A 26,381-nucleotide genomic window follows, 5' to 3' on the forward strand; every position below is an offset into this window, starting at 1 on the left:
CTTGTCAAATTTATTCAGCCATTTTTTGAACAAGTATTTACCCAGTCAATGCTTCTTATGCGCTGGCATCTTGCAAACCCAAGAGCGCCAGCAAGCCCTCTGCACTGCCTGCCAGCAGAGCCTACCTTACTGGCAGGCCAGCCAAAGTTGTCCGCAATGCGGGCTACCCGGCACCGATGGTTATCACTGCGGGGCCTGCTTGCAATCACCCCCGGCATTTGATAGCACCGTAGCACTGTATTTATTTCAGGAGCCGATTAAAGCACTCATCCATGCAGGTAAGTTTGGCCAGCAATGGCCCATTTTTCAGTTATTAGCCGAGCAATTAGCTCAGACTCTTGCCCCACCACGTGTTGATTACTTAATTCCGCTGCCATTGCATCGCGCGCGTTTGGCAGAGCGTGGCTTTAATCAAGCATTAGAAGTAGCGCAAATATTGAGCTCGCAATGGCACATACCGCTACAGCGCAACCTTTTACAGCGTATACGGGATACTGAGCATCAGGCTCGCTTGAGCGCGAGAGCACGCTGGAAGAATTTACGCGGCGCATTCAGTTGCAACACCAATTGCACCGGTAAACGTATTTTGGTTCTCGATGATGTCATGACCAGCGGTGCAAGTTTGCAAGTAGCAGCCAAAACCTTAAAAGCAGCTGGGGCAGAGCAGGTGATTAATCTTGTGATCGCCCGCACACCCGCGCGGGGATAACCGCGATTTTTAATCGAAACTCAAGGTGTATTTAACATCCACACTGCTTTGATCAACGCCAATCCGTGATACGACAGACCAGTTGCGGGATAACTGCAGCGTAAAATTAACTGCATCGCTAAGACCGTTAAAGCTTTTTTCCAGCGCTACTCGCAAAGATTTCGTTAAGCGTTTACTCACCGTCACTACTTGGGTGGTCGTGCCATTGGCTTCTTCCTTCGATTTATAACCAACCTCATCAATACCAAGGTTGCCGAAAATCTCATCAGTCAAACCTTGGCCATTGCCACCATTGGCAGCCAATGAGTTGAGTAATTGCAAAGCCAGAGCGCCATCTGATTTTTCCATACTGTCGGCGCCGTGCCCAAACAGTAGCCAAGAGATTTTTTCAGCATCGGGCACATTCGGGTCTGAATACAAACTAACTTGTGGCGAATAGGCCGAGCCTTTAACTTGTACCCCTGCTTCTACGGCCTGATTTCGTCGAATCGCAAGAATATCTAGCTTGGGATTATCGATCGGGCCTTGAAATGACAATACTCCGCGCTCGATTTCCAACTTTTGCCCATAAGCCTTATATTCACCTTCCTCGGTATTAATTGTCCCTGATGCGGCAAGCAGCATATTGGGCGTCGCTCGCAAACGAATTTTGCCAGCCAGCCGACTTTCCAAGCCATAACCGCGGAACATCAAGTTATCACCCAGATCAATATCAAGCTGCATATGTAATTTCATGGTCAAAGGCTTAGCCTCTTTTTTCTCACGCCCCAGCACAATTACATCATTAGATAGGCTAGGCACATCATTGGCTTGAAACTGAATATCGCCCGAATCTGCTTTAAAAGCACCCGTTACCGCCAGATCATTGTCTTTAAAAGCCATTGCGCCTTGCCCGCTAACGACCAGCAACATATCCGGCTTACTCACCAACGTGAATCGTTTGGCAAGCAAATTTAAGCTGCCATTGGCTTTACCATTAGAAAAGTCGAGCGCACCGGAACCGCTGATTTCGCCACCCGCAACACCACGGGCACGGAATGTCTGCAAGGTAATTTGCTGATTACTCATTGCGATATCGAGCAAACCATCCTGTAGCTTCACCCCGGTATTGCTATCGCTGTAGCCCAAGTCACTGGCACGCAAATAACCTGACATCTGAGGCGCTTTCAGTGGGCCAGCACGTTTCACATCCAGCTCAGCCTTGCCGCTTAGTTTGACATCACGCCCCAAAAAGGGCGCAAATACTGCCAAATTAGGCAAACTCCCTTTCATCGCAAGATTAAGCGGTGCATTGTCTGCCATGCCGCCGCGGGCAAGATCGAGCAAAGTATCACCAGAAACAGCCAGCTGCCCAAATTGCTGGCTAAGCAGTTGAGACTGCATAGCAAAACGATTCATAGCAAATTGGCCGCTTAAGTTAAGCTTGCTTAGCGTAAGCGGCTGTGCTTTGAGCGCTTCATCTTTCCACTGCACATCACCCGATACACGATTGAGCTTGAAATCACCATTCAACACTGCGCTTTGCCGTAAATTCCATTCACCAGCTAACACTAAATCGCTACTTGGATTAGCAACTTTGGCCACGGCAAGCCATTCTGCCACCGCCAGGCGTTGTATTTGTCCCTGCGTTTCTAATAAACCCGGCTGCCAGCGCGTCGTCGACAGCTGCAACTGGCTTTGCCCTAGCTGTAAATTGCTGGCACCTAAGTCAAACTGCTGGCTGCCCACTTTGATTTGCGGTGCATTGAGCAACTTAAATGGCACTACGGCCTGCCCTGCCAAAGACTGCACGACCCCGGTCCATACCTGCTGAGCGTTTAGACCACCTTTCGCGCGCAGATCCACTTTAAGCGGCCATTGCTCGTGCAGGCCTTGCGCCACAAGAGTTAGCTCATGTGCCTGTACACTTCCTTGTGCTTGCAATATGAGACTATCGAGCACGGTTTGCCCTAGTGTCAATTTCTGCAATTGAGCCTCTAGCAATACGGGGCCACTCAAATCGCTGGAAATTGCTGCATTAATATGGCCATGATTCAAACGCAAATCAAACGGGGTATCGAGCTGCTCAATTTCCAAATTGGCCCGAATATGCGGCTGGGTCATTGCACCACTTAGTGTTGCCGAGCCGGAAAGTTTTCCGCGAAACTGTGGGCCAATTTGCGCTAGGTTAGGCATTTGCAATGCCAAATTCAGGCTATCACTGCGCCCCCCTAAGCTACCATTTGCACTCAGTTTATTGGCCCCTAAACTCAACCAGAATTCACTTTGGCTAAGACGCTGAGCATCTAGCTTCAATTGCCCCGCACCGGCCAAGGCTTGGCCATTAAACTGGCTATCGTCGAATACATAGCGTAGATCAAGCTGAGGTTTTGGCTGCAAAGAGCCTTTTACATTGATCTTCCCAGCAATACTTCCCCTAGGTATTGCCGCAAACTCAGCAGGATTAACATTTTGCAGTTGTAAATCCGCACTAAAATCGTTTTTGCCCCCTAGGTTAAACTCACCCTTGGCATGCAAGGTACTTGAGCCACGCTGAAGCCGCGCTTCGCGAATGGCTAAGCGGCGCTCCTTGGCTGGGTTGATCCACGCTAGATCAAGCGTTAAATTCGCCTTACGCTGCAGATCACTAATTTGCCCTTTAATGCCTGGCGAGAGCCACGGGCCGTTCAAAACTACCTGCCCGCTCATATCGCCACTGGGCTGCGGAGACCAGAAGTGTTTAGGGTCCAGATGTTCTGCATTCAAATTTAATTTCAGCTGCCCTTGTTCAACCCAACCTTGCGCACTAAGCCGTGCTTGACCGGCAAACTGGGTTTCCCAGCGTGAAATGCTGAATCGTTCGCCCTGCAAAGCAAAATCAAGCGCGGTGGTTTGTACTGGAATTTTATGGACATCAACAGCCCCGGGGTTATGATTGCTCACCTTGATTTGACCACGAAGACCATCCTTGGTCGGGGTAAAGTTGGCTTTCATGTTGAGCAAGGCATTGGGTGCCGCTGAATGCCATTGCTGAGGATTTAATCCGTTGAGTTCTAATTGACCGTGCTGCACCATTTGATAGGCATAAGGTGCAAACAAATCAGCCTGCAATTGCGCACGCCCCTGTAATGTGGCGTGCTCGGCTGTGGCCTCAATCTGCAATTGGCGAAGCGGGCCTTCCACTTTGCCAAAGGCGCGAATATCTTTACCTTCAAGCTGACCGGAAAAAATAAATGAGCCCGCACTGATAAACGGTGCTTTGCCGGTGATATTCAAGGCTGCGGCCAAATTACCCTGTGGCAGGCGTAATTGCTTCAGGTGCAAACGATGAAAGCGACCATTACTGGAAATATTGGCCGCAATATCATTCAACTCAGTGCCGTTAATCCGCAATTTGGCAATGGTTAACTCATCCAGATGAATACCGAAGGGCAAGCTCAAACTACTCGGTGGCGGGCTCGGCGGCTGATCTGGCGGGCTCGGCGGGGTGTTAATGACAAGTTCACCCAGCGATACTACCGGCAGGCTTAAATCTCTAACCATTAACAAATAAGGTTCCCAGCGCAATACCCCATAATCAAGCGTGACACTCATGGCACTGGTCTTGATATTGAACTGCTTGATTTGTAACTCAGACCAAAATGAGCCATCAATCGCCGCAATATGCATGACTTGACTACGGTTAATGGCATCGACCAACCAATAGCGACCAGTCGACGAATTAAACCAACTCAGCGCAGCAAATAACAGTAGCGCCACCGTGCTAAATGTGAGCAGGGCACTCCAAAATACGGCGCGTAAAACCCGGCGAATTAAACCATAACGCTTAGGCGCAAGCGGCGGAGCTTTGCTAACGGGCGCTGACGTATTAGTTGTATTGGTTGGTTCTGGGGTGAGCTGCTCAGCCATTAAAATACCAACCCCATTGCGAAATGAAAACGAACTTGCTGGTAATCAACCCCATACGCTAGGTCAGCTCCAATTTGCCCAACTGGACTATTCCAGCGCGCCCCCACACCAACGCCAGTAACGGGGTCTAGGCTTTGCCAATTGGCGCCTGCACCACCATAGTCGACAAACACAGCGGCGCGCCAATCACGAATGATTGGATGCTGATACTCGACTGATGCAGTCCCAATTACTCGACCACCAATGGTCGAGCCATTGCTTTTCACACCAAGCGATTGATAGTCGTAGCCCCGTACGCTTCCTGAACCGCCTGCGCGGAATAACCAGTCACTGGTAATCCCTTCCGGACTTTTGGAGAATGTCTGCCCCAAGCTGGCCTGAGCAATTAACTGGCTATCTTGCCCCATGCGCAAGTAATAGGCTCCGCGCCCATACAAACGTAAAAAGGTAGCGTCACTAAGGATGGACTTCACCGCCCCGCCCATCTCTGCTTGCACCATATAGCCATTGCGTGGGTTGCGGCGATTATCCAGCTTACGTTGTGTCCAGATATGATTCAGGGTAAGAGACTGGGGCTGCTCCTCGCTCCCGTCTTGAAATTTGCGCGTTTCGACCTGATACTGCAGGTCAAACACTCGCTCAATTTCATCCCCCTTTTTGCCACGCGAGACACCGATCTTGTACAGATGCGAATCCATCCCCTGCAAGTCTTGTGCCAAAAAAGAGCCCCACACACGATGCTCCCAATCACTACGGGCTTTGGGCAAGATCACACTCACCTCAGCGGCCTGCTCCAGCTGCTCCAAACGCAACTGGGAATCAAATACCCATCCGCGATTGAACAAATTATGGTAGCGATACGCGGCTTCAGATTTAAAGCGGGTGTTGGTGCTATAACCAACGCTGCCATTAAGGCGGTGCAATGGCACTTCCTGCACATCAATACGGATTGGCGCAATATACGGAGGCTCTTGGGCTAGCTCGACATCGACCAACGCCGTTCCAAACTGCGGCATATTTTGTATTTCGCTCTGCAGATCGCTCAATTCAGTACGACTATACGGCTGACCCTCTTCGATTTTAATCCGCTCGGTAATCAGGGTTTCTGGATAGCGTGATAAGCCATGGATGCTGTATGGCCCAAACACGTAAGCTGGGCCACTTTCAATCAGTAAATTGAAATCGGCCTCTTTGCGCTCAGGGTGAATCAGTGCTTCGCTCGATAGCAGACTGGCCGCTGGGTATTGACGTGCTTGCACGGTTTGCAGCGTGCGCTTTTTAAAATCGTCCCACGCAGACTGACTGAACGGATGGTTCTCAAGCTGCCCACCTCGGCGGTTAAACCGCTGCATCAATACATCATAGCGCTCGGCATCTTCAACAATTGGCCCTTGTAATACAACAGATGTATTGGCCACAAAGGTCTGCTCACCAAGATCCACATTGACATACACCGTATGGGTATTGTTCTCCACGGCATATTTTGCGGTGACCTTAGCATCAAAATAGCCTTCAGTCGCCAAGAGGTCGGTTGCTGCAGCCGGTAGCGCATCAATTTCCCGCAGCAATAGCTCTGGCGTAAAACGATTCTTTTTTTGCCATTTGTAAATATTGAGATGCTTTTCCAGCAAGTCACGCGCAGCTGACGAAGCGTCAAGCCGAATATCATAGCGAAATGACTCAGGTGCAGCCCAAGCAGGTGTGGCGAGCGCTATAGCAAAGAAAAAAGGAATCACACGCAAAACAGCAACCCACCAGATAAAGACGTTACTTTACCAAAAACCGTACCGCAACACGCATTGGCTGTAAATCTGGCGCAAAAAAAACCCGATTAGTATCACATCTTGCGATGTCTACTGAATCGGGCACAGGAGGATGGAGTCGATAACGCAACTTTCGTCGCGGGTACTACAAAACACACACTACATTTACTACCTACAACACACTACCGGGTACTACAAATTCGGAACTGTAAGCACCAAGCTTAGCGTGGCAGAGTCAGTTGCCAACCGTACGATTTAACGAGCAGTTGCTGAAACGCTTCAACAGTTTTGGAAAATTTCATCATTGAACGCATGGTCTATCTCCTTGCATTTGAGTCACCTCACACTGAGGTGGCTGTCTTTTCTTTCGATGAGTGAACTTTAACAAAACTACATACTTAACGCAAGCATTTTTGTAGTATTGCTACGTACATATTTGTAACAACTATTCACATTTACTACAAATAAAAGCATAAACACCAATAAATACGTAACAACACTGTAACGACAACAAAACAACGGCAGCATACTTTTGTAGCTAAACTACAGATCAACGCCCTAGTAGCTTGGCCTTAAGGCTATCCTGAACCGGCTTATTACCCAGCCAAATTAGCAGCAGATCACGGGCAAACTCATCAGACTGAATACTACCAATCACCTGACCGCGAAATTGAATGCGTGTGCCTTGCCCCGCAATCAGATCTAGATTGATCACATCACCTTTATTGGCTTGCTTGGTATCGAGCAGAATTTTCTCCAACTCCGCAATGCGTGAGACATGGCTTGCAAATTGACTAGCACTCAGATTTTCCTGCAGCCCGTCACGCAGAGCCTCCGCCAGCGCTTTACCTTCAACGTTGCGCAGCATAGTCAATTGCAGGCGTTTAGGTGATTTAGCGCTGAGTATCTGCTGCGCCTCAGAGGTTTTATTCACGCCATACAGCGCAGCGACATACACATCAAACACCATTTTTTTGCGTAAACCGGCACCATTAAGCTGCAAAGTCTGCCCCGCCAATTCAAGCTGGTCTGCAAGCTTTACCCCTTCCACCTCTGCGGCATATCCAACCGAACCCAACTGCAACACAGCAACTAGCATTGCGATCAACAATTTGTTTGGCATCTTCATCTCCATCGATAGCGCTTTCGCGCATAAAAAACCCGCACAAGGCGGGTTGAGTATTCAAGCAATTAGCAGCCTTAGAGCACCTGCAAAATACCAGCAGCCCCCATACCGGTGCCAATACACATCGTCACCATGCCATAGCTGCCCGCTTTGCCTTGCCGACGCAGCCCATGAATCAGCGTGGCGGCACGAATCGCGCCGGTAGCGCCCAGCGGATGCCCCAAGGCAATCGCGCCACCATTTGGATTGACCTTGCTCATATCCAGCCCCAAATCACGACTCACCGCGAGCGCTTGTGCAGCGAATGCCTCATTGAGTTCAATCCATTCCAAATCTTGCAAACCCAAGCCTGCTTGCTTCAACGCAGCCGGGATGGCTTCTTTCGGCCCGATCCCCATGATGGCTGGTGGCACGCCTTTCACTGCAAAGGTCACGTACTTGGCTACTGGCGTCAGATTAAATTGCTTAAGTATTTTTTCCGACACCAAAATCAGTGCCGCAGCACCATCAGACATTTGCGAGCTATTGCCTGCCGTCACCGAGCCCTTGGCGGAGAACACGGTTTTCAGTTTTGCCAAGCCTTCAAGGCTAGTATCCGCACGCGGGCCTTCGTCTTGTGTCAGCGTTTTGCTGACCAACTCAACTTCACCCGTCGCCAGATTGGGCACGCGATACGTCACATCCAGTGGCGCGATTTCATCGCTGAATGCACCATTGGCAGCGGCAGCCAAAGCACGGGTATGCGACTGCAGGGCAAATGCATCTTGGTCTTCGCGGCTAATCCCCCACTGGGTAGCTACTTTTTCTGCCGTCAAACCCATACCGTAGGCAATCGCAACGTTTTCATCGCGCTCGTAAATCGAGCTACCCAAGGACAATTTATTGCCACCCATCGGCACCATCGACATCGATTCAGTACCGGCCGCAATCATCACATCGGCTTCGCCAAGGCGGATCTTGTCGGCCGCCAGCGCCACCGCATTAATACCGCTGGAGCAGAAACGATTGATCGTGATACCGCCCACCGTATTGGGCAGCCCCGCCAGCAGCGCACCGATGCGTGCCACATTCATGCCCTGCTCGCCTTCCGGCATCGCGCAGCCCACCACGACATCCTCAACCAGTGCAGGGTCAAGACCCGGTACTTGCGCCATCGCTGCTTTGAGCACATGCGCGAGCAAATCATCGGGGCGAACATTTTTCAACATACCGCGCGGTGCCTTACCCACCGGGCTGCGCACTGCGGCAACGACATAAGCTTCTTGAATTTGTTTGCTCATTCCGAGCTCCTCAAAATGAATACTACTGAGCTAATCAATAGCCAAAAATGAAGCTAAACCCGAGCGAGCGCCATTTAGAGCCAGGAGTACGGAACACAGGAACCGGAGTGGACATCAAGTCCATGAGGATTCCGCGTACCGCACGACTCGCTATAAAGGGATGCGCAGCCGGTTTAAGCCCATTTTTTAGTTGCGTAGGGGCTTGTTGAATTCAATCATGTGCATAATGCGCTCCTGCGTTTTGCCTTTCTTCAGCAACCCCATAAAACGCTCACGCTCCAGCTTCAAGATCCAGTCCTCGTTAACCAACGTACCTGCCTCAACGTCGCCGCCGGTGACCACCTCGGCGATTTGCATGCCGATGTGGTAGTCGTATTTGGAAATAAAACCACCTTCCAACATATTCACGAGCTGGCCGCGGATCGTCGCCGCACCCGAGCGCCCTGCCACAGCAAATGCCTTCGGCGGCACTGGTGCACGGTAGCCCGTCGCGGCCATTGCACGCACTTGGGCTTGCGCCACAAACAGCAATTCATTGGCGTTCATCACGACAATATCCGACTCTTTCAAGTAACCAATCTGCTGGCCTTCTTCAGCACTGGTGCCGACTTTGGCTGTTGCCATGGCGAGGTAATAGTCTTTTAGGATTTCCAGAATATTCCCGTTACGGGCCAGTTTGGAGGCACGCAGCGCGAACTCTTTGCAACCGCCACCGGCTGGCAACAAGCCAACACCGACTTCAACCAGACCGATATAAGTTTCAACATGCGCCACCACACGGGCGCAATGCATCAGAAACTCGCAACCGCCACCAAACGCGTAGCCTTGCGCTGCGCCAACCACGGGTACTTTGGCGTACTTAATCGCTTGAGAGGTGTTTTGAAATTCCGCCACCATCTGCTCGATCGCGGCAAAATCACCGGTCATAAACGCGGGACCCATGCTCATCAAATCAGCACCGACCGAGAATGGCGCTTCCGGATGCCAAATTACCAAGCCTTGATAGTATTGCTCTGCAATCTTTATGGATTCTTGCACCCCAGCCAATACTCCAGCACCGATGCAATGGGCTTTGGTTTTGAATGACAGTACCGGCACATCATTACCGCCCGTAGCGGCGGGCGGCAACCACATCCGTACGCTGTCGTTCTCGTAAATGGTTTGGCCAAAATCGGGCGCGACTTCGCCGAGCACTTGCGGCGGATAGAGCTGACGTTGATACACCGGCAATGTAGAACGCCCCACCAGCTCACCCGTCGCGGCATTCAACGAGCCGTTCGCGGCATGCACGCCATCACGTTGCAATACCCAAGCAGGCAGTGGCGTGCTGCTCAGCGTTTGACCTGCTGCGATATCGGCGGCAATCGCCTCAGCAACGGCCTTCCAGCCTGCGGCTTGCCACATTTCAAACGGGCCTTGCGCCCAGCCAAAACCCCAACGAATCGCAAAATCGACATCGCGGGCGTTATCGGCAATGTGCTCAAGCTGCACGGCGATGTAATGCCAAACATCGCGCAGACAAGCCCAGATAAATTGCGCCTCGGGCAATTCCGATTCACGCAAGGCCTTGATCCGTTCGGCTGGATCGGCAATTTTGAGCAAGGCCTTGACTGCATCGCTGCCTTTTTGCCCAGCGGCGACATACTCACCGCTGCTCACATCCAGCACCAGCAGCTCTTTCCCGACTTTTTTATAAATGCCTTGGCGAGTTTTTTGCCCCAGCGCACCAGCCGCAATCAGCTTTTGCAACCAATCGGGCGTAGTAAACAGGCTGTGCCAAGGATCGCTCGCCAGCGTATCGGTCATGGTTTTGACCACATGTGCAAAAGTATCCAAACCCACTACATCGGCAGTACGGAACGTCGCCGATTTAGGGCGCCCTAAACGCGGGCCAGTTAAATCGTCGACGACATCAAAGCGAATGCCAAAGTCTTGCGCATGCTTGATGGTGGTGAGCATCGAAAATACGCCAATGCGGTTGGCGATAAAATTGGGCGTATCTTTGGCGCGTACAACGCCTTTGCCCAGCCGCAGCGTCAGGAAAGTTTCCAGCGCACCCAGGGTATCGCCATGTACGCCTTGTGTAGCAATCAGTTCAACCAGATACATATAGCGTGGCGGATTGAAAAAATGGATGCCGCAAAAACGCGCGCGCAACTCGGCAGGCACGGCTTGCGCCAGACTCTCAATCGACAGACCCGAGGTATTGGTCGCTAAAATCGCATGTGGTGCTAGATGCGGCGCGATTTTGGCGTACAGGTCTGATTTCCAGTCGAGGCGTTCGGCAATCGCTTCGATCACCAAATCACAATCGGCCAGCAGCGCCAGATCGCTACCGTAATTGGCTGGCGTAATCCCATCAACGCGGCCCGCCGACATCAGCGGGGCTGGCTTGAGTTTTTTCAGGTTATCAATGGCTTTAAGCGCAATGCCGTTCGCATCACCGTTCGGTGCAGGCAAATCGAACAGCACCGTGGCAATACCAGCATTAGATAAATGTGCCGCGATTTGCGCGCCCATCACGCCCGCGCCCAGCACGGCGACTCGGCGAATTTGGGTCGTCGATTTTTGATTCAATGCAGTCATTATTAAGGCCTCGAGTGAGGTTTACTGATGCCGAGCGAGTGCGTCGCTCGGCAGTGGGCAGTGGTGAGACTTAGAAACGATGGTTGTATTGCATACCCAACGTGATCGAGCTAACACTGTAATTGCCGCTGATATTGCCGGCCGCCGCTTCGCTAGGATGTAGTGGCTTACGATCAATATTGGAATCTTTCAGTTGAACATAAATAGCGGCCAAGTCGATCGAGTTATTCTGGTCAAAGTTATAACGTCCGCCCAGCGCGTACCAGATGCGGTCACTATCTGGAATACTCGCAATTCGCTCCGCCGCGTTTGATTCAGGCGATTGATCGTAAGCTAGACCAAAGCGCAAAGACCAAGTTTGATTTGGCGTGTAGGTAGCGCCAATTGAGTAGCGGCTGGTATCGCTCCAATTGGTAACGGTCACAGAATCAGTACGCCCGGTCGCTTTGATGCGAATTTCATCGAAGCGCGAGTGACCAGTCCATGTGTAATCAGCAGTAAGTGCCCATTCTTGATTGAGCTGATGAAACGCATTAATCGAAAACGACTCAGGTGTTTCCACGTCTAGCGTTGCGGCGGTGTCTTTCAGTGAAGCACCAATCGCAGTGGCTTGTAATTGAGCCGGTACGGTAAATTTTAAATCGCCTTTAAGCTTGTGCTTGATGGCTGAGCGATATGCAACCCCCACCCGCGTCGCTTCATTAATATTAAATAGCGCGCCCAAATTGAAACCATAGCCAATATCATCGCCAGTCACTTCCGATTTACCATCGTAAGCTGGGTTGCCTGACAAGGCGGGGTTACGCGTAGCAGTGCCTAAATCTAGCGCTTTGCTCAATAAGCCATCAATATATTGCACACTTACACCGGCACCGACTGACACGGTGTCATTAAACTTATATGAGATGGACGGATTCAGATTAAGGGTTTTGATTTGGCTCTCAAGGGTTTGGTAGCGCCCCACCCAACCCGCGTCGTAATCAGTGTGCGAACCAAAGGGCACAAACATACCCACCCCGACATGCAACTGATCATTAATCTGATGGGTCAGATACGCATGTGGCACGGCAGTGGTAACGCCAAAATTACCGCCATTACTACCACCAGTGGCTTTGCCTAAAGCAGTGGTTGTTTTGGTATTGGTGAATTCACCATCAGGCATGATGACATTGAGTACACCTGATACCTGTGTACCTTCTAGGCGACTCATACCCGCCGGATTGTAAAAAATGGTTGAAGCATCCATTACTTCTGCAGCACCAGAATTGGCCACGCCCTGATTACTGGCACTTTGTGTACCAAAGTGGTAACCAGAAGCGAAGACCGAGCCTGAACTGAGCATCGCGCCCATTAAGCCAATCATTTTCAAAGAACGAACGGTGGTTTTGAGAGTAAATGCGCTTTGTATCATTATCGTATCTCCAAGTGGTGCTGCTTCAATCAACCAGCTCTTAGTCTGGTACTTATCTCGTCCAAGGGACTTCATCAAACAATACTGCGACGGATTGCATCAGGATCTGGGTTAGCCAAATTGGCATCAAAATCATCGACCATAATGACTTCACGCTTTAGTCGCCGTGCACGCGTCACGGCGGCAAACTCATCATCATTAATCAAGCCTAATGCCAATGCTTCTTGCAAACGCGCGCATGCAGTAAGTTGCTTGAGCTGCCCTTCACGCTGCGCTCGGCGCAACTTGCTTTCCAAGCCTTCAGTTTCAATGACGGCTTTAAGCGCAAACTCGAGTACGCCAACCGAATCGTGCTCATCATTGGGGCGATACATATATTTAACTAAACGATCACGCGCAACAGATGGCTCCATCAGCGTGCGAGCAATGCGCGTCCCAACCCGGTCGGCGGGCGCTTTCATGCTCATGCCACATGGAAATGCGATTCGCCGCGCGCACCAAGCGATAAAGCGGTTTGGATGGTTAGCCAAAAAGCCATTCATCGCCTCCTGACAATCATAAAGCGCGGTCTCAACTGCCCAGCGCACCAGTGGACGATCTTCTTTAGGCTCACCATCGTCATGGAATTTTTTCAAAGCGGCGGTGGCAATATAGAGGTTGGACAACATATCGCCCAAGCGCGCCGAGAGTTTCTCTTTAAATTTCAAACTACCGCCCAGCGTACCCATCCCTAAATCAGCCAGGAAGGCAAATGCACTAGAAAAACGAACGATATCGCGATAATTTTGCGCCGTCGGGCCATCTTTCGGTGATGAAACCAAACGCGCACCCGTCAGACCTAGCCACAAGGCACGCACTGCATTTGAGATAGCAAAACCAATATGGCCAATCACTGCAGCATCAAATGCCGCCAAATCTTTGTTCATAGCCGCTCGTAATTCTTTGAGTACAAACGGATGACAGCGAATTGCACCTTGACCAAAGATAATCATGCTGCGGGTCAGAATATTCGCGCCTTCGACCGTAATCGCGACGGGTATAGCCTGATAACCAAGAGCCAAGTAGTTACGCGGGCCGATACATACCGCTTTTCCGGCGTGCACATCCATCGCATCATTGATGGTTTTACGCATGCGCTCGGTATTGTGGTATTTCAAAATACCGGACAAAACTGACGGCTTCTCCCCCATATCCAGCGCTGTTAACGCCAAGCGTTGCGCGGCATCCATTTGATAGGTATAGCCACCAATCCGACCGAGCGCTTCATCTACCCCTTCAAAGCGGCCAATCGACAAGCCAAACTGGCTACGAATCCGTGCATAAGCACCAGTGGTGTAGGATGCCAATTTACCGGAAGCGACCGACATCGCAGGCAAGGAAATACAGCGGCCGACCGACAGGCATTCCACCAGCATTTTCCAGCCTTGGCCGACATAATCTTGCCCACCAATCACCCAATCCATAGGGATAAAGACATCTTTACCCCAGTTGGGGCCATTCTGGAAAGTGCTGGTGCCGGGATAGTGACGACGGCCAATATGCACACCATCATGATCAGTCGGGATCAGCGCACAAGTGATACCCACATCATCCTTAGTGCCGATCAGATGATCTGGGTCGTACAGCTTGAACGCCATCCCCAGAATCGTCGCCACCGGACCGAGCGTGATATAGCGTTTTTCCCAACTAAGCCGAATACCCAGCACGTTTTCATGGCGTTGCCCAGTGCGTTTATCGGTATAGCTGCCACGAGTCACCACCCCATAATCGGGGATTCCGCCAGCATCTGAGCCGGCCTCAGGGCTGGTCAGTGCGAAACAAGGAATTTCCTCACCTTTGGCTAAACGCGGTAAATAGTAGTTTTTTTGCTCTGTAGTACCGTAGTGCTGCAACAACTCACCCGGCCCCAAGGAATTAGGCACCATTACCGTTACGGCTGCACTTCCTGAGCGAGTAGCAATTTTGGTCACCACGCGTGCATGGGCGTAATTTGAAAATTGCTTTCCACCGTATTCTTTTTTGATAATCATGCCCAAAAAGCCATTTTGCTTGATGTAGTCCCAAACCTCGGGCGACAAATCTTTGCGATTTTGGGTAATATCCCAATCGTTAAGCATTTGGCACAAAGTCTCAGTTGGGCCATTCAAAAAAGCTTCTTCTTCGGCATTTAGCTTCGGTTCAGGGTAATTATGCAATTCGGCAAAGTTAGGTTTGCCACTGAACAACTCACGATCCCACCACACCGTACCAGCATCAATGGCTTCCTGTTCAGTTTGTGACATCGGAGGTGTAATTTTGCGGAAGATGCCAAACAATGGGCCAGTTAAAATAATCTGACGCAAGGGCTTCACATTCAAAATAATTGCCAGCGTCACCAATACATATAAGTAGATCGGCGACGCCCCCTGTATCAAAACTCCATAAGCGGCACCAGCCAAAATCATGCTGGAGCTGAGCCAGAGAGGCGCACGTAAATACGCCAAAGCCCCCAACAGCAACACTACGCTTGCAATGCAAATAACGAGGGTCATTTTAGCCTCCTAGGCCTGAACGGCTGCTGGGCTGGTGAGGCCCGCAGAAATAAACGGAAGTAACATTTGTGCCACGCGTTGCGGATCACGCGCATTGACCATCGGTTGAGCGGTAAAAAGTCGCAACACATGGTTACCGGCAAATGCGTTAAACATGGCACTGGTCATAAAGTGAAAACGCCAAGCCACCTCAGTGGACGATAAATCTGGCAGCGCACGCTCAAGCGCATCCTGATAGCGACGGGTTAACTCACCATAGCGCTGTGGAATTTTTTCCTTCAAAATTGAACGTGGTTCAACATAGGTGCGCGCCAAAAGTCGCACAAACACCAAACCACCGTATTCAGGATTACTTCCCATCTCCAAGGCGGCAGATAAAAATGATTCAGCAATTGCAATGGGGTTATTGGCCTGTGGGGTTGCCTCGAGCTCGGTGAGTTTAGCCAGCGAAAGCCGCACAAATGGCTCTGCACGCCGCTCAAAAACGGCTTGAAACAAACCATCCTTCGACCCAAAATAATAATTTACAGCGGCGATATTCACTTCGGCTGCTGCGGTAATTTGCCGCATCGAGGTGCCATCAAACCCGTGGTCGATAAATAGCAACTCAGCAGCATTTAATATGCGAGTGGATGTATCGAGATTTTTTACAGCTTCCATCGTCTACTCCGGCATCCATTTTTGTAGTTGACTTAAATCAATTTCAAACGAGTGTTTGAAAATTAAATCTCAGCCTCGTATAAGTCAAGTAGCAAATGCTTAAATACAGGTTTTTGCTTAGATCGCTGCAGCTAATTGGTAACACTTCGCAAACAGCACCCCGCACTTGCAGCATTGAAATGGAAACATCGCCATGCACAGACTTGCAGGCTTAATGCTTTGCGGCCTCCTAAGCCCGCTCTATGCTGAGCAGGTGTATAAGTGCCAAACCCAACAAGGGAAGACGTCATATCAAGATACCCCCTGCTTGACAGGTACTCAGTCTGTAGTCAAAGAGCTTAAAACTTTTGGAGCACAAGCTGCGAAACCCTTACCCGCTGTGAGCAACGCAACCTCAACACCCCCCCCAGCCCAACTCAGATGCCGAGCCCATCGCCGACGCCGACCAAGCCCAAAGTCAACCCTGATCTAAGCGCAACGGAAAATTGCAGTGTCGACAACCCCAATCGGGATCCAGAGTTTTGCCGCCCCGCCAACCTGCGCAATGTGTATGGTTTACCGCTACGTCCAGCAGCGGTGCAACCCAAACCAGCACGCTGATCCCATACTCAACGATCTGGCGGCAACAATATTGCACGTCGTAATCTAATTGCCGGCTGTGCTACACTGCCGTCACCCTGACAAAGGCGGCAGACATGTACGAATTACTGATTGGCTTACGCTATACCCGTGCCAAACGCAGAAACGGTTTTATCTCGTTTATTTCCTTGATTTCAATCGTTGGCATAGCCCTTGGCGTGGCAGCGCTGATTATTGTGCTTTCCGTAATGAATGGTTTTCAGGAAGAAGTACGCAACCGTATTCTGGGCATGGCTTCACATATCACCATTTCTAGCCCAAGTAATGCGCTAGCGGATTGGCAAACTGCGGCCAAGGTGGCCAGCCAAAACCCTCACGTCAAAGGTTCTGCCCCCTATGTACTAGGTCAAGGGCTCTTTACCAACGGCAGCCAGGTCAAAGGTGTTTTAGTACGCGGCATTGAACCCGCCGAAGAACCCAAAGTCAGTGAAATCACCGAAAAAATGCTGGCAGGCTCTGCCAGTGCACTCAAAGCCGATGAGTTCTCGGTCGTTCTTGGCTGGAGCCTGGCTCAAGAATTAGGCGTCACTCTGGGTGACAAAGTCACTCTAATTACCCCGCAAGGACAAGTAACGCCCGCCGGCCTAATTCCTCGTTTACGCCAATTTACTGTTGTGGGTATTTTTAAAGCAGATTACTACCCTTACGACGCGAATTTGGCCCTAATTCACCTGTCCGATGCACAAAAGCTCTACCGAACAGGGCTGGCGGTCACAGGTGTGCGCATCAAGCTGGACGATTTATTCCAAGCCCGTCAGGTTGCTCGGCAAATCAACCGTGACTTACCCGATTTACTCGTGGCCGACTGGAGTCAGGAAAACCCAACTTACTTTAGAGCAGTAGAAATTGAGAAACGCATGATGTTCATTATTTTGACGCTTATCGTTGCAGTGGCTGCATTTAATTTAGTCTCGACATTAGTGATGGTCGTTACGGATAAGCAAGCTGATATTGCGATTCTGCGCACACTGGGCGCCTCACCAAGCTCGATTATGAAAATTTTTCTGGTGCAAGGCGCTATGTCAGGCGTGATTGGCACCGTAAGTGGCGTAGTGGGCGGCGTGCTTATTGCACTGAATATAGGCACGATAGTGCCATTCATCGAACGTGTTATCGGCAGCCGAATCTTGTCCGCTGATGTTTACCTGATCAGTGAACTGCCAAGCCGCGTGATTCCAGCTGATGTCGTGAGCATCGGTGTGATTTCTTTGCTGCTAGCCTTACTGGCCACTCTTTATCCAAGCTGGCGTGCTTCACGCGTCAACCCAGCCGAAGCTTTACGGTACGAATAGGCACACTATGTCATCTGACTCCATCATCTTATCAGCCAATCAGCTGTGCAAAAGCTACCAATCGGGCAAGGTCAGCACTCCGGTACTCAGCGGTATCGATTTTCAATTAAACCGTGGCGAAATCGTGGCGCTGGTTGGCGCATCGGGCTCGGGCAAGTCCACCCTGTTACACTGCCTAGGCACACTCGATCAGCCAAGCTCGGGCAGTGTTAGTTTAATGGGCAAAAACCCCTTTCTTCTCAATGAAAATGAACGAGGTCAACTGCGCAATCGGCATCTGGGATTCGTTTACCAATTTCATCACTTGCTGCCAGAATTCACCGCGGCCGAAAATGTAGCGATGCCGCTACTGATTCGTCGAGTAAAAAAAGCAGATGCGCTACAACAAGCTCAGCAAATGCTTGAGCGAGTGGGACTGGGGCATCGCAGCACACACAAACCAGGAGAACTCTCGGGGGGCGAGCGCCAACGTGCGGCGATTGCACGTGCCTTGGTTACTCAACCCAACTGCGTACTTGCCGATGAACCAACAGGCAATTTAGACCGCAGCAATGCCATGGCGGTATTTGATTTAATGATTGAACTAGCGCACGACTTAGGCACTGGCTTTGTTGTGGTCACTCATGACGCATCATTGGCACAACGCTGCCAGCGTGTGATTCATATGAGCGATGGAAAACTAAATAACTAGCAGGTATCAGCGTGAAAGCATTTTAAGGAAAAGCCTTCAGGCAGATACCCTAGTTATTCTGGCGATATATCTCATACAAACAAATAGCGGCTGCATGGCCCACATTCAAAGACTCGATCCCAAGCTGCATTGGTATCAGCACCTTCAAACTACACATGGCAGCCAGTTCGGTAGACACCCCTTGCCCTTCTGAGCCGACGACGAGTGCAACATCTCCCCGTAAATCACTGGCATATAAATCAATGGCGTTTTGATCTAGCAAAGTAGCAATTATTTTTCCGGAATACTGCGCCGCAAGCTGCAATAGATCAGCATTTTCAATGCACGGCAAAACCACTTGAGCCCCCATCCCAGCACGCAACACCTTGGGTGACCAAATGTCGGGACAAGCGGCAGAGAGCCAGACTTGCTCAACCCCAGCGGCGTAAGCGGTTCGCAAAATAGCACCAACATTGCCCGGGTCCTGCACACCATCAAGCAATAAGCATCGTCCATGCAATTGTGGAACCGGCGGATGCGGAATTTGTACCTGCGCCAAAATTCCGGTTGCGCTGGGTAGCTCGCTCAGGGCTTCAAATAACTCATCACTGAGAATGAGTTTTTTGGCATTAGTGCGCGCCAGGATGGTCGCAATTTCAGGCTTTTGTGTTCCCCGTTCGGTAAGTAAGAGCGTTTGAATTGCGCGGCCAGCATCAAGCCAAGCCAAAATGAGGTGGCTACCATCAAGTAGCGTTAGTCCTGATTTGTTACGCTCACGTTTTGACTGGCTTAATTTCAGTGCCAGTTTGAAATGCGGGTTTTGCTGCGAAGTAATTGTTTCCATACCACCATCAGATTGCCAGTTTGCGGCGTGCATTATGCGCTAAAGCACGGCTCGTTAGCGTACTAATTTGCTTAAAATGCTGATATTGATAGTCGGAAACTTGGGCTTGATCACCGACATCTGCGTATAAGATGCCAAGCGGTTTATCGCCAACAAAAATCGACATTGCACAAAAACTATCAGTTTGCACCTGTTCACGAAATTCTGATGGCAACAATGCTTGGTATTGGCTGGCATTACCCGAATTGAGCCAAATACTGCTTGGTTTTTGCAGTAAACGGGTAAACAGATGCATTTCTTCTAGCGGTAGAATCAACTGTCGCAGCCCATCAGCATCACGGCCTTGCACATAACGAGATCGCAGGCTGTTTTCAGCAGCAATAAACAGTGCAAACGCAATGCGCTGCATACCCAATCCATCAGCAATAGCCTTAATTGCCAGTGACATCACTTGATTGGTTGGTGCACCTTGCATTCCGGCCAAATGCAATGCCTGCATACGCTCTACCAACACATCTTTGCCAATCACCACGGGAGTGGCCTCCGGCTTCGCGACAACGACGTGTGGCACAGGCCAATCGCCAGGCTGCATTGCCAACCAACGTGCAGAGCTGTAGAACGCCGATTGATCACCCAATTGATGGGTTAAGCGGAGCATAAATTTTGTAACGGTGCGCCAGACGTCCCCTACTTCCTGCCCCAGAATCAGCGCAATTGTTTGCAAATACGCTGGAATTTCAGGCTGCCACCAGCCTTTATCTAGGCTCGACATTAACGACACGAGGGCTTTGTGCAAAGCATAGCGTGGAGTTGGTTCGGCCATCACGCTGAGTAAATCGAGAATGGCAGTCGGATAATCCCAAGCTTGGAATAATTTTAATGTGTCTGAAGTTGAATCAGACAAGGCAAGATTGGAGGCTTTATTTAGCAGAGCTAAAATTTGATCCAATGGACTTATTAATGCGGAGACTTGAACCACATCGACTTTGGAATCATAGCGCTGAGTAGCAAAATCTTTCGCTAAGCGGCGCAGTAACTGGGCATGAAAAAGCCATTTTAGCAAAACAGAATACTCTTGCTGCATTGCAGGCAGCATGATGCTTTCAATCGTCTGATGCCGAGCAAATCGGTCAAGAAAAGGCACTACACCAATTAAAAGGATAGCACTTTCAATCGAAGAAATATCGGCACTCAGACTAGTTTTATTGCGGTGATTCACCACTCGCAATAACTGCGCGGCCAGCAGAGGATCTTGCAGGACTACTTCAGCAATCTCAGCGGGTTTGATCCGGTCAGCACGACGCACCATACCAATAATATGATTGCGTGAGCTTTGCAAAATCGGCAGAGGTTTGCTTAACCAATGCTGATTGCCACTGGCTACATGTGCCATATCAATAATTTCCCACTTTTCCAATCATTGAGCGGTATGACCTCATCGGGTTCTTGCTGTTCGATTTCAAAACTATTGCTTATCAATAATGTACCAGGCTGCATTTCACATGTGGCTTTATGCCATAAATCGCACATTACGGCTGGGGATAGATAAGCGTAGACACATTGGTACCCTGAGAAATCGATTTTATTATAGTCAGTACGGCCCCAATTGATCCGTTGATCAAGAGTCAAACGACCATAGAGCCAAGGCACAAATGCGATTTCTGTTCCATGCAAAATCAAATCAGGCCGGACTCGTTGCAAATAGGCAAGCACTCTGCCAGTACCTGCACCAACATCTAGCAACGAAGCACCATGCGGTAAGCGTTCGGCCAAATGCTCGAGAGCCTCAGTTTCAGAAAGAAACAGAGGCACACGAGATTGAGCAATACGCCCAAAAATGATCCAACAGAGAATAAAAGCAACTAGGTACAAATAACTCGGTAAATTCAATTGCTGCGCAAATAGCACTAGTGGTAAAAAACCTAGGTGAATCAAGCGCCACCAACTTTCCCGGTGCCAGTGCCAAGACAGTAATACAGCAGAGAATGTTGCAACACACATTGCTAAGAGCATATCGCTGTTAAACAACAAAACAACGGCAAAAACCAATGCGCCAATAAACTGAATGAGGACAAATAGCCGCCAAGGCTTAAGTATAGAAAGCATGAAAGCTATTAAAATTACTGGCTAGCTGATGGCACATCAGAACTAGTTTCTTCAGGCTGCTGCCCTGCTTGAGCACGTATATCAGATTCGGCTTCTTTATTTAAAACCACAATGCTGATACGGCGATTAATTGGATTGTAGATATTGTTGGGATCAAGCGGGATCACATCACCGAAACCATTAACACGGAGAATTTTGCTTGGATCCAAGCCACCCAAAATCAGCTCGCGTCGTGAAGCATTTGCCCGCTCGGAGGATAATTCCCAGTTGGTAAACCCAGCTGCGCCACCTGCGAATTTACTGCTGTCAGTATGGCCAGAGAGCGAAATTGCATTTGGTACTTCGTTTAAAAGCTGAGCAATTTCCTGCAAAACTCCGTGAGCAAACGTTTCTAACTCGGAGCTACCAGATTTAAACATCGGTCGATTTTGCTCATCTACAATCTGGATGCGTAAGCCTTCTGCAACCATATCGAGTTTAAGTTGATTACGATATTTAGCCAGTGTTGAATCTTCCTTGATCTTATTATCCATCAAGGCTTCAACCTTTTGTTTTAACTCCGATAGCCTACGTTTATCTTTAGCAGCTTCGGTTTGAGTAGGAGTTTCACCTTTTTTTACTTGACCTGCCTGTTTAGTCAGATCATTTCCCCCCCCTTGAATCACCGTATCTGACTCACCTGCTCCAGAACCACCCGCATTAGCAATTTTGACAGGGTTGGAAAAATAATCCGAAACACCTTTTAGATTACCTTTAGACACCGAGCCCAGCAGCCACATCAATAAGAAAAAAGCCATCATCGCGGTTACAAAATCCGCATACGCAATCTTCCAAGCTCCGCCATGATGACCATGGCCGCCTTTTTTGATTTTTTTTACGACTATGGGGCGTTGGGAGTCGTCACTCATACTATGTCCAATATCTAATTAGCTATGCCAGTTAGGTCTTATTTGCCTTTAGCGCTCTTAACAAACTCTTCAAGCTCTTTAAACGATGGTCGCTCAGTAGAAGACAAAGCTTTGCGGCCAAACTCAACTGCTACTTGTGGTGCATACCCATTCAAACTGGCTAAAAGCGTCACTTTAATTGTTACCAAAACTTGGTGCATTTCGGCATTTTTGGTTTCAAGTACTTGCGCAAGCGGCCCTACAAAACCATAAGCCAGCCAAATCCCCATAAACGTCCCTACCAGCGCCGCACCAATGAGTTTACCTAGTTCTGATGGAGGCAAATGCAATGACCCCATAACGTGCACTACACCCATTACCGCGGCAACAATACCGAATGCAGGCAAGCCATCCGCTAGTTTCGCCATGGCAGAGGCAGGTCCTTCTGCTTCATGGTGGTGAGTATCGATCTCTACATCCATTAAGTTCTCAATTTCAAACGCATTGAGATTACCACCAACCATAAGTCGCAAATAATCACAGATGAATTCTGTGACATGATGATCGTGAGAAATTTTGGGATACTTGGAAAATATCGGGCTGGCGTGAGGATCTTCTACATCCCCCTCAATCGACATCAAACCTTCTTTGCGCACTTTGGCAAGCAGCTCAAAAAGGCAGGCAAAAAGATCCATATAAAATGCCTTGGAGTAGGCAGAACCTTTGAAAATAGTGGGTAAGGCCTTAACAAACGCCTTCATACCCTTGCCGCCTTGAGCGGCAATCATGCCCCCAACAGCCCCACCAAAAATAATAACAATCTCGGATGGCTGCCAGAGAACGCCGAGGTGCCCCCCGTGTGCTGCATATGCGCCCAAAATACATGCGCACATAAAAATATAGCCAATAATGACGAACATAAGTCCGCGCCCTATTTATCGTTATAAAGAGATGCTGAATACCAGTACCAATTGCTCATCTTAGTGACTGATAAAACGTCTAACAACCAAAATCAAACTAAAACAAGCTTGTTTGTATTAATGCTGCACGTACGGGTGCAAATGACTTCCGATGACACCGGCTGGCACCGAGTAATTTAAGCTGAGCCAAATGCAAAGCAGTGCCATAGCCTTTATGTTTTGCAAACCCATATCCTGGGTATTGCGCCTCTAGCTCATCAGCTTCCGCGTCTTTGTACACCTTTGCTAAAACAGAGGCTGCAGAAATTGCCAACTCAGTAGCATCACCGCCAATAATTGCCTTGGCAGGGATATCAAGCACAGGAACTTTATTTCCGTCAATTAGCGCATATTCAGCAGCAATGGCTAAGCCCTTAACAGCCCGCTGCATTGCGAGCATGGTTGCCTGCAAGATATTAAGCTGGTCAATCTCTTCAACTGTAGCACTTGCCACAGACCAACTTAGTGATTCAGCTTTAATAATCGTAGCCAATTGAGTACGTTTTTTGGCTGATAATTTCTTTGAGTCAGTCAACCCAGAACAACTCCAACCATCCGGCAAAATCACAGCCGCAGCAAAAACAGAGCCAGCCAGTGGGCCTCTGCCAGCCTCATCCACACCGCAAATTAGCATGGAGCCCTCTGTACTAACATTTGTTGAATTGCCTCTGCTGCACGCTCACCAGCGGAACAGCGCATGCCAATATGAATTTCAGTGAATTTATCGCCAATTTCGACACGTAAAACTTTATCATCTAAATAATTACTAACCGCATTCACTAAGTTTTCAGTCTGTGCATCATGCTGTAAAAATTCAGGAACGAGAAACTGGTTGCTAATGATATTGGGCAAACTTACAAATGGCAGTAAATATTTTCGCTTTACAATTTTATAGGTTAGCTCAGACACACGGTAGGCCACTACGGTTGGACGCTTAGCCAACATAGATTCCAGTGCAGCAGTACCAGAAGCCAGTAAAACCACATCAGAGGCAGACATCGCATCGTGAGAATGGCCAAACATTAAACGCCAATTTAGAGACTGAGCCTCCCGTCGCCACACTTCCTGTTCGAATAAAACACGAGTTTCCCGAGTCACAAATGGCACGAGAAAAAACATTCGAGGATATTTTTCTGCCAGCTTTAATGCCGTATCAATGAATAAGCCTGAAAGTGCCAAAACTTCACGTTGGCGACTACCAGGCAGAATAGCAAGTACTTGCGAGTCAGCAGGCAAATTCAGCAACTCGCGATAAGTGGTGGCGGGCACAGCAACAGGCATTTGATCTGCCAATGGGTGCCCAACAAATGTGGCAGGGACTCCATTTCGATCATAAATTTCTTTTTCAAATGGCAGTAGCAGCAAAATATGATTAACAGCTGCTTTGATTTTCTTAATCCGTTCGGGGCGCCAAGCCCAGATTGAAGGACTGACATAATGTACAGTCGGAATGCCAAGTTTTTTTACTTTGCGAGCCAGCCCAAGATTAAAATCGGGCGCATCGATACCGATAAAAAGATCCGGCCGACCTTGCTTACAACCTAACAAAAGTCGCTTACGTAATTTGAGCAACGCAGGTAAATGCCGCAACACTTCAACGACGCCACCTACTGATAAGGTTTCAAGAGGCTCGATAGTTTGAGCTCCAGCAGCAAGCATCTTGTGACCAGCAACTCCAATAAACTGAGCACGGGGAAAATGTTTCTTAAGTTCGGTAATCAGAGATGCCCCTAAAATATCACCTGATGCCTCACCTGCTACAATTGCAATTTTTGGCCATGCTTGTGGTTCAAAGTTAAATTCAGACATTGCTCTAACGTAGAATCCCGCGACTAGATAACTCAAAAAACTCTACGAATGAATTTAGTACCGGCATTTGCTGCGCTTGTTCAGAAATTTGTGCTACAACATCCTCGTACGGCAACCCAGAGCGGTATAACATCCGATATGCTGACTTTACGGCTTTAATTTCTGCCTCTTTGAAATCCCGTCGTTTCATTCCTTCACTATTAAAACCGCGAGCAACCGCGCGATTGCCTTCGCAAATAACAAACGGAGGCAAGTCCTGCACAATAATTGAGCCACCACCCGCCATAGTATGCTGCCCAATAACGCAAAACTGATGAACCGCAGTTAATCCACCCAAGATAGCAAAATCACCAACATTCACATGTCCAGCCAAGGTAGCGCCATTGGCCAGAATAACATTATTGCCAACGATACAATCGTGAGCAATATGCGCATAAGCCATAACCCAATTGTCATTGCCTACTGTAGTAATACCGTTGTCTTGCGCAGTGCCAGTTGACACGGTCACATTGTGAAAGAACGTATTACGGTCACCAATCACCAACTGTGTTGGTTCATTCGCATATTTTTTATCTTGTGGATCGCAACCAATTGCACAATAAGGATAAAAGCGATTTCCAGCCCCTATCTGCGTATGTCCCGATATCACACAGTGAGATTCAATCACTGTATCTCGGCCAATACTCACATTGGGCCCAACAATAGAGAAAGGCCCGATAGTGACGCCATCCGCAATGGTTGCGGTAGCGTCAACAACAGCAGTTGGATGAATATCGACCATTAATAACCCCAATTACACTTCACGCTGAGCACACATCAAGTCTGCTTCACAAGCTAAATCATCACCAACATAGGCTTTAGCCGAATATTTCCAAATGCCACGCTTAGAGGCAGTAATTTCAGCGGTTAGGATCAATTGATCTCCAGGAACTACCTGACGCTTGAAACGTGCATTATCAATCCCGGCATAGAACAGGATCGTATTTTTTGATGGTGGAGGGTTAATACTTTTAAATGTTAACACCCCAGCAGCCTGAGCCAAAGCTTCAAGAATCAGCACTCCAGGCATTACTGGATACCCAGGGAAATGTCCCTGAAAAAAAGGCTCATTCATTGTGACATTTTTAATTGCCTTCACCGATTTTCCAGCTTCTAACTCCAGCACGCGATCTACTAAGAGAAACGGATAACGATGTGGTAAATGCTCCATAATGCCGACAA

The 26,381-nt window shown here is 49.1% G+C and carries 22 protein-coding genes; 5 read left to right on the forward strand and 17 right to left on the reverse strand.

Annotation, left to right across the window (positions count from 1 at the left end; genetic code table 11):
* Nucleotide 1 precedes the first annotated feature (1 nt).
* Entirely contained in the window at nt 2–709 is a 708-nt protein-coding gene (locus HZU75_RS00080; RefSeq protein ID WP_180307207.1) for a ComF family protein, read from the forward strand.
* Between the two features lie 9 nt (nt 710–718).
* Here HZU75_RS00080 and HZU75_RS00085 read toward each other — a convergent pair whose 3' ends face one another.
* From HZU75_RS00085 to HZU75_RS00120, 8 genes are all read right to left on the reverse strand, one after another.
* Complete coding sequence (locus tag HZU75_RS00085) at nt 719–4,597, reverse strand: translocation/assembly module TamB domain-containing protein (RefSeq protein ID WP_180307208.1); 3,879 nt, start codon at nt 4,595–4,597, stop codon at nt 719–721.
* Nucleotides 4,597–6,333 carry an autotransporter assembly complex protein TamA gene (locus tag HZU75_RS00090; protein ID WP_228028286.1) on the reverse strand — a complete coding sequence of 579 codons (1,737 nt, stop codon included), beginning with the start codon at nt 6,331–6,333 and terminating at the stop codon, nt 4,597–4,599. Before HZU75_RS00090 ends, HZU75_RS00085 begins: the two co-directional genes overlap by 1 nt.
* A 577-nt stretch (nt 6,334–6,910) precedes the next feature.
* Nucleotides 6,911–7,483 (reverse strand): chalcone isomerase family protein, encoded by a 573-nt coding sequence (locus HZU75_RS00095; protein WP_180307210.1) that lies wholly within the window; start codon nt 7,481–7,483, stop codon nt 6,911–6,913.
* A 77-nt stretch (nt 7,484–7,560) separates the two neighbouring features.
* Nucleotides 7,561–8,766, reverse strand: coding sequence for an acetyl-CoA C-acyltransferase (locus tag HZU75_RS00100; protein ID WP_180307211.1), 1,206 nt, complete (start codon nt 8,764–8,766; stop codon nt 7,561–7,563).
* A gap of 186 nt (nt 8,767–8,952) precedes the next feature.
* On the reverse strand, nt 8,953–11,352 hold the full coding sequence (locus tag HZU75_RS00105) for a 3-hydroxyacyl-CoA dehydrogenase/enoyl-CoA hydratase family protein (RefSeq protein ID WP_180307212.1): 2,400 nt from the start codon (nt 11,350–11,352) through the stop codon (nt 8,953–8,955).
* Nucleotides 11,353–11,422: 70 nt separating this feature from the next.
* On the reverse strand, nt 11,423–12,763 hold the full coding sequence (locus tag HZU75_RS00110) for an OmpP1/FadL family transporter (protein ID WP_180307213.1): 1,341 nt from the start codon (nt 12,761–12,763) through the stop codon (nt 11,423–11,425).
* A 74-nt stretch (nt 12,764–12,837) separates the two neighbouring features.
* On the reverse strand, nt 12,838–15,294 hold the full coding sequence (locus HZU75_RS00115) for an acyl-CoA dehydrogenase (protein ID WP_180307214.1): 2,457 nt from the start codon (nt 15,292–15,294) through the stop codon (nt 12,838–12,840).
* A 9-nt stretch (nt 15,295–15,303) separates the two neighbouring features.
* Nucleotides 15,304–15,954 (reverse strand): TetR/AcrR family transcriptional regulator, encoded by a 651-nt coding sequence (locus tag HZU75_RS00120; protein WP_180307215.1) that lies wholly within the window; start codon nt 15,952–15,954, stop codon nt 15,304–15,306.
* A 214-nt stretch (nt 15,955–16,168) separates the two neighbouring features.
* On the opposite strand from HZU75_RS00120, the gene HZU75_RS17680 reads away from it, so the two are divergent.
* The 4 genes from HZU75_RS17680 (at nt 16,169) to lolD (ending at nt 18,576) form a co-directional block, all read left to right on the forward strand.
* Nucleotides 16,169–16,426 (forward strand): DUF4124 domain-containing protein, encoded by a 258-nt coding sequence (locus HZU75_RS17680; protein ID WP_228028287.1) that lies wholly within the window; start codon nt 16,169–16,171, stop codon nt 16,424–16,426.
* A complete protein-coding gene (locus HZU75_RS00130; RefSeq protein ID WP_180305655.1) occupies nt 16,375–16,554 on the forward strand; it encodes a hypothetical protein in 180 nt (59 codons plus the stop codon). The genes HZU75_RS17680 and HZU75_RS00130 overlap by 52 nt, the downstream gene beginning before the upstream one ends.
* 95 nt (nt 16,555–16,649) lie before the next feature.
* A complete protein-coding gene (locus HZU75_RS00135; protein WP_180307217.1) occupies nt 16,650–17,885 on the forward strand; it encodes a lipoprotein-releasing ABC transporter permease subunit in 1,236 nt (411 codons plus the stop codon).
* A 7-nt stretch (nt 17,886–17,892) separates the two neighbouring features.
* Nucleotides 17,893–18,576 carry a lipoprotein-releasing ABC transporter ATP-binding protein LolD gene (lolD, locus tag HZU75_RS00140; protein ID WP_180307218.1) on the forward strand — a complete coding sequence of 228 codons (684 nt, stop codon included), beginning with the start codon at nt 17,893–17,895 and terminating at the stop codon, nt 18,574–18,576.
* 49 nt (nt 18,577–18,625) lie between these two features.
* On the opposite strand, the gene HZU75_RS00145 is transcribed toward lolD, so the two are convergent.
* The 9 genes from HZU75_RS00145 to fabZ all read right to left on the reverse strand — a co-directional run bounded on the left by HZU75_RS00145 (nt 18,626) and on the right by fabZ (nt 26,370).
* Nucleotides 18,626–19,399 (reverse strand): TrmH family RNA methyltransferase, encoded by a 774-nt coding sequence (locus HZU75_RS00145; RefSeq protein ID WP_180307219.1) that lies wholly within the window; start codon nt 19,397–19,399, stop codon nt 18,626–18,628.
* Nucleotides 19,400–19,406: 7 nt separating this feature from the next.
* Nucleotides 19,407–20,792, reverse strand: coding sequence for an HDOD domain-containing protein (locus HZU75_RS00150; RefSeq protein WP_180307220.1), 1,386 nt, complete (start codon nt 20,790–20,792; stop codon nt 19,407–19,409).
* A complete protein-coding gene (locus HZU75_RS00155; RefSeq protein ID WP_180307221.1) occupies nt 20,780–21,505 on the reverse strand; it encodes a class I SAM-dependent methyltransferase in 726 nt (241 codons plus the stop codon). Before HZU75_RS00155 ends, HZU75_RS00150 begins: the two co-directional genes overlap by 13 nt.
* A gap of 14 nt (nt 21,506–21,519) precedes the next feature.
* Nucleotides 21,520–22,413 (reverse strand): flagellar motor protein MotB, encoded by an 894-nt coding sequence (gene motB, locus HZU75_RS00160; RefSeq protein WP_180307222.1) that lies wholly within the window; start codon nt 22,411–22,413, stop codon nt 21,520–21,522.
* Nucleotides 22,414–22,451: 38 nt separating this feature from the next.
* Nucleotides 22,452–23,312: a flagellar motor stator protein MotA gene (gene motA, locus HZU75_RS00165; protein WP_180307223.1), complete on the reverse strand. Its 861-nt coding sequence runs from the start codon at nt 23,310–23,312 to the stop codon at nt 22,452–22,454.
* 97 nt (nt 23,313–23,409) lie between these two features.
* Entirely contained in the window at nt 23,410–23,985 is a 576-nt protein-coding gene (gene rnhB / locus HZU75_RS00170) for a ribonuclease HII (protein WP_180307224.1), read from the reverse strand.
* Nucleotides 23,979–25,160, reverse strand: coding sequence for a lipid-A-disaccharide synthase (gene lpxB / locus HZU75_RS00175; RefSeq protein WP_180307225.1), 1,182 nt, complete (start codon nt 25,158–25,160; stop codon nt 23,979–23,981). The genes rnhB and lpxB overlap by 7 nt, the downstream gene beginning before the upstream one ends.
* A 4-nt stretch (nt 25,161–25,164) precedes the next feature.
* The gene (gene lpxA, locus HZU75_RS00180) at nt 25,165–25,941 is read right to left on the reverse strand and encodes an acyl-ACP--UDP-N-acetylglucosamine O-acyltransferase (RefSeq protein WP_180307226.1); all 777 of its coding nucleotides are present in this window, start codon (nt 25,939–25,941) and stop codon (nt 25,165–25,167) included.
* Between the two features lie 12 nt (nt 25,942–25,953).
* Entirely contained in the window at nt 25,954–26,370 is a 417-nt protein-coding gene (gene fabZ, locus HZU75_RS00185; RefSeq protein ID WP_265575748.1) for a 3-hydroxyacyl-ACP dehydratase FabZ, read from the reverse strand.
* Nucleotides 26,371–26,381: the final 11 nt, after the last annotated feature.

Source organism: Chitinibacter fontanus, assembly GCF_013423785.1.
Taxonomy (GTDB): Bacteria; Pseudomonadota; Gammaproteobacteria; order Burkholderiales; family Chitinibacteraceae; genus Chitinibacter; species Chitinibacter fontanus.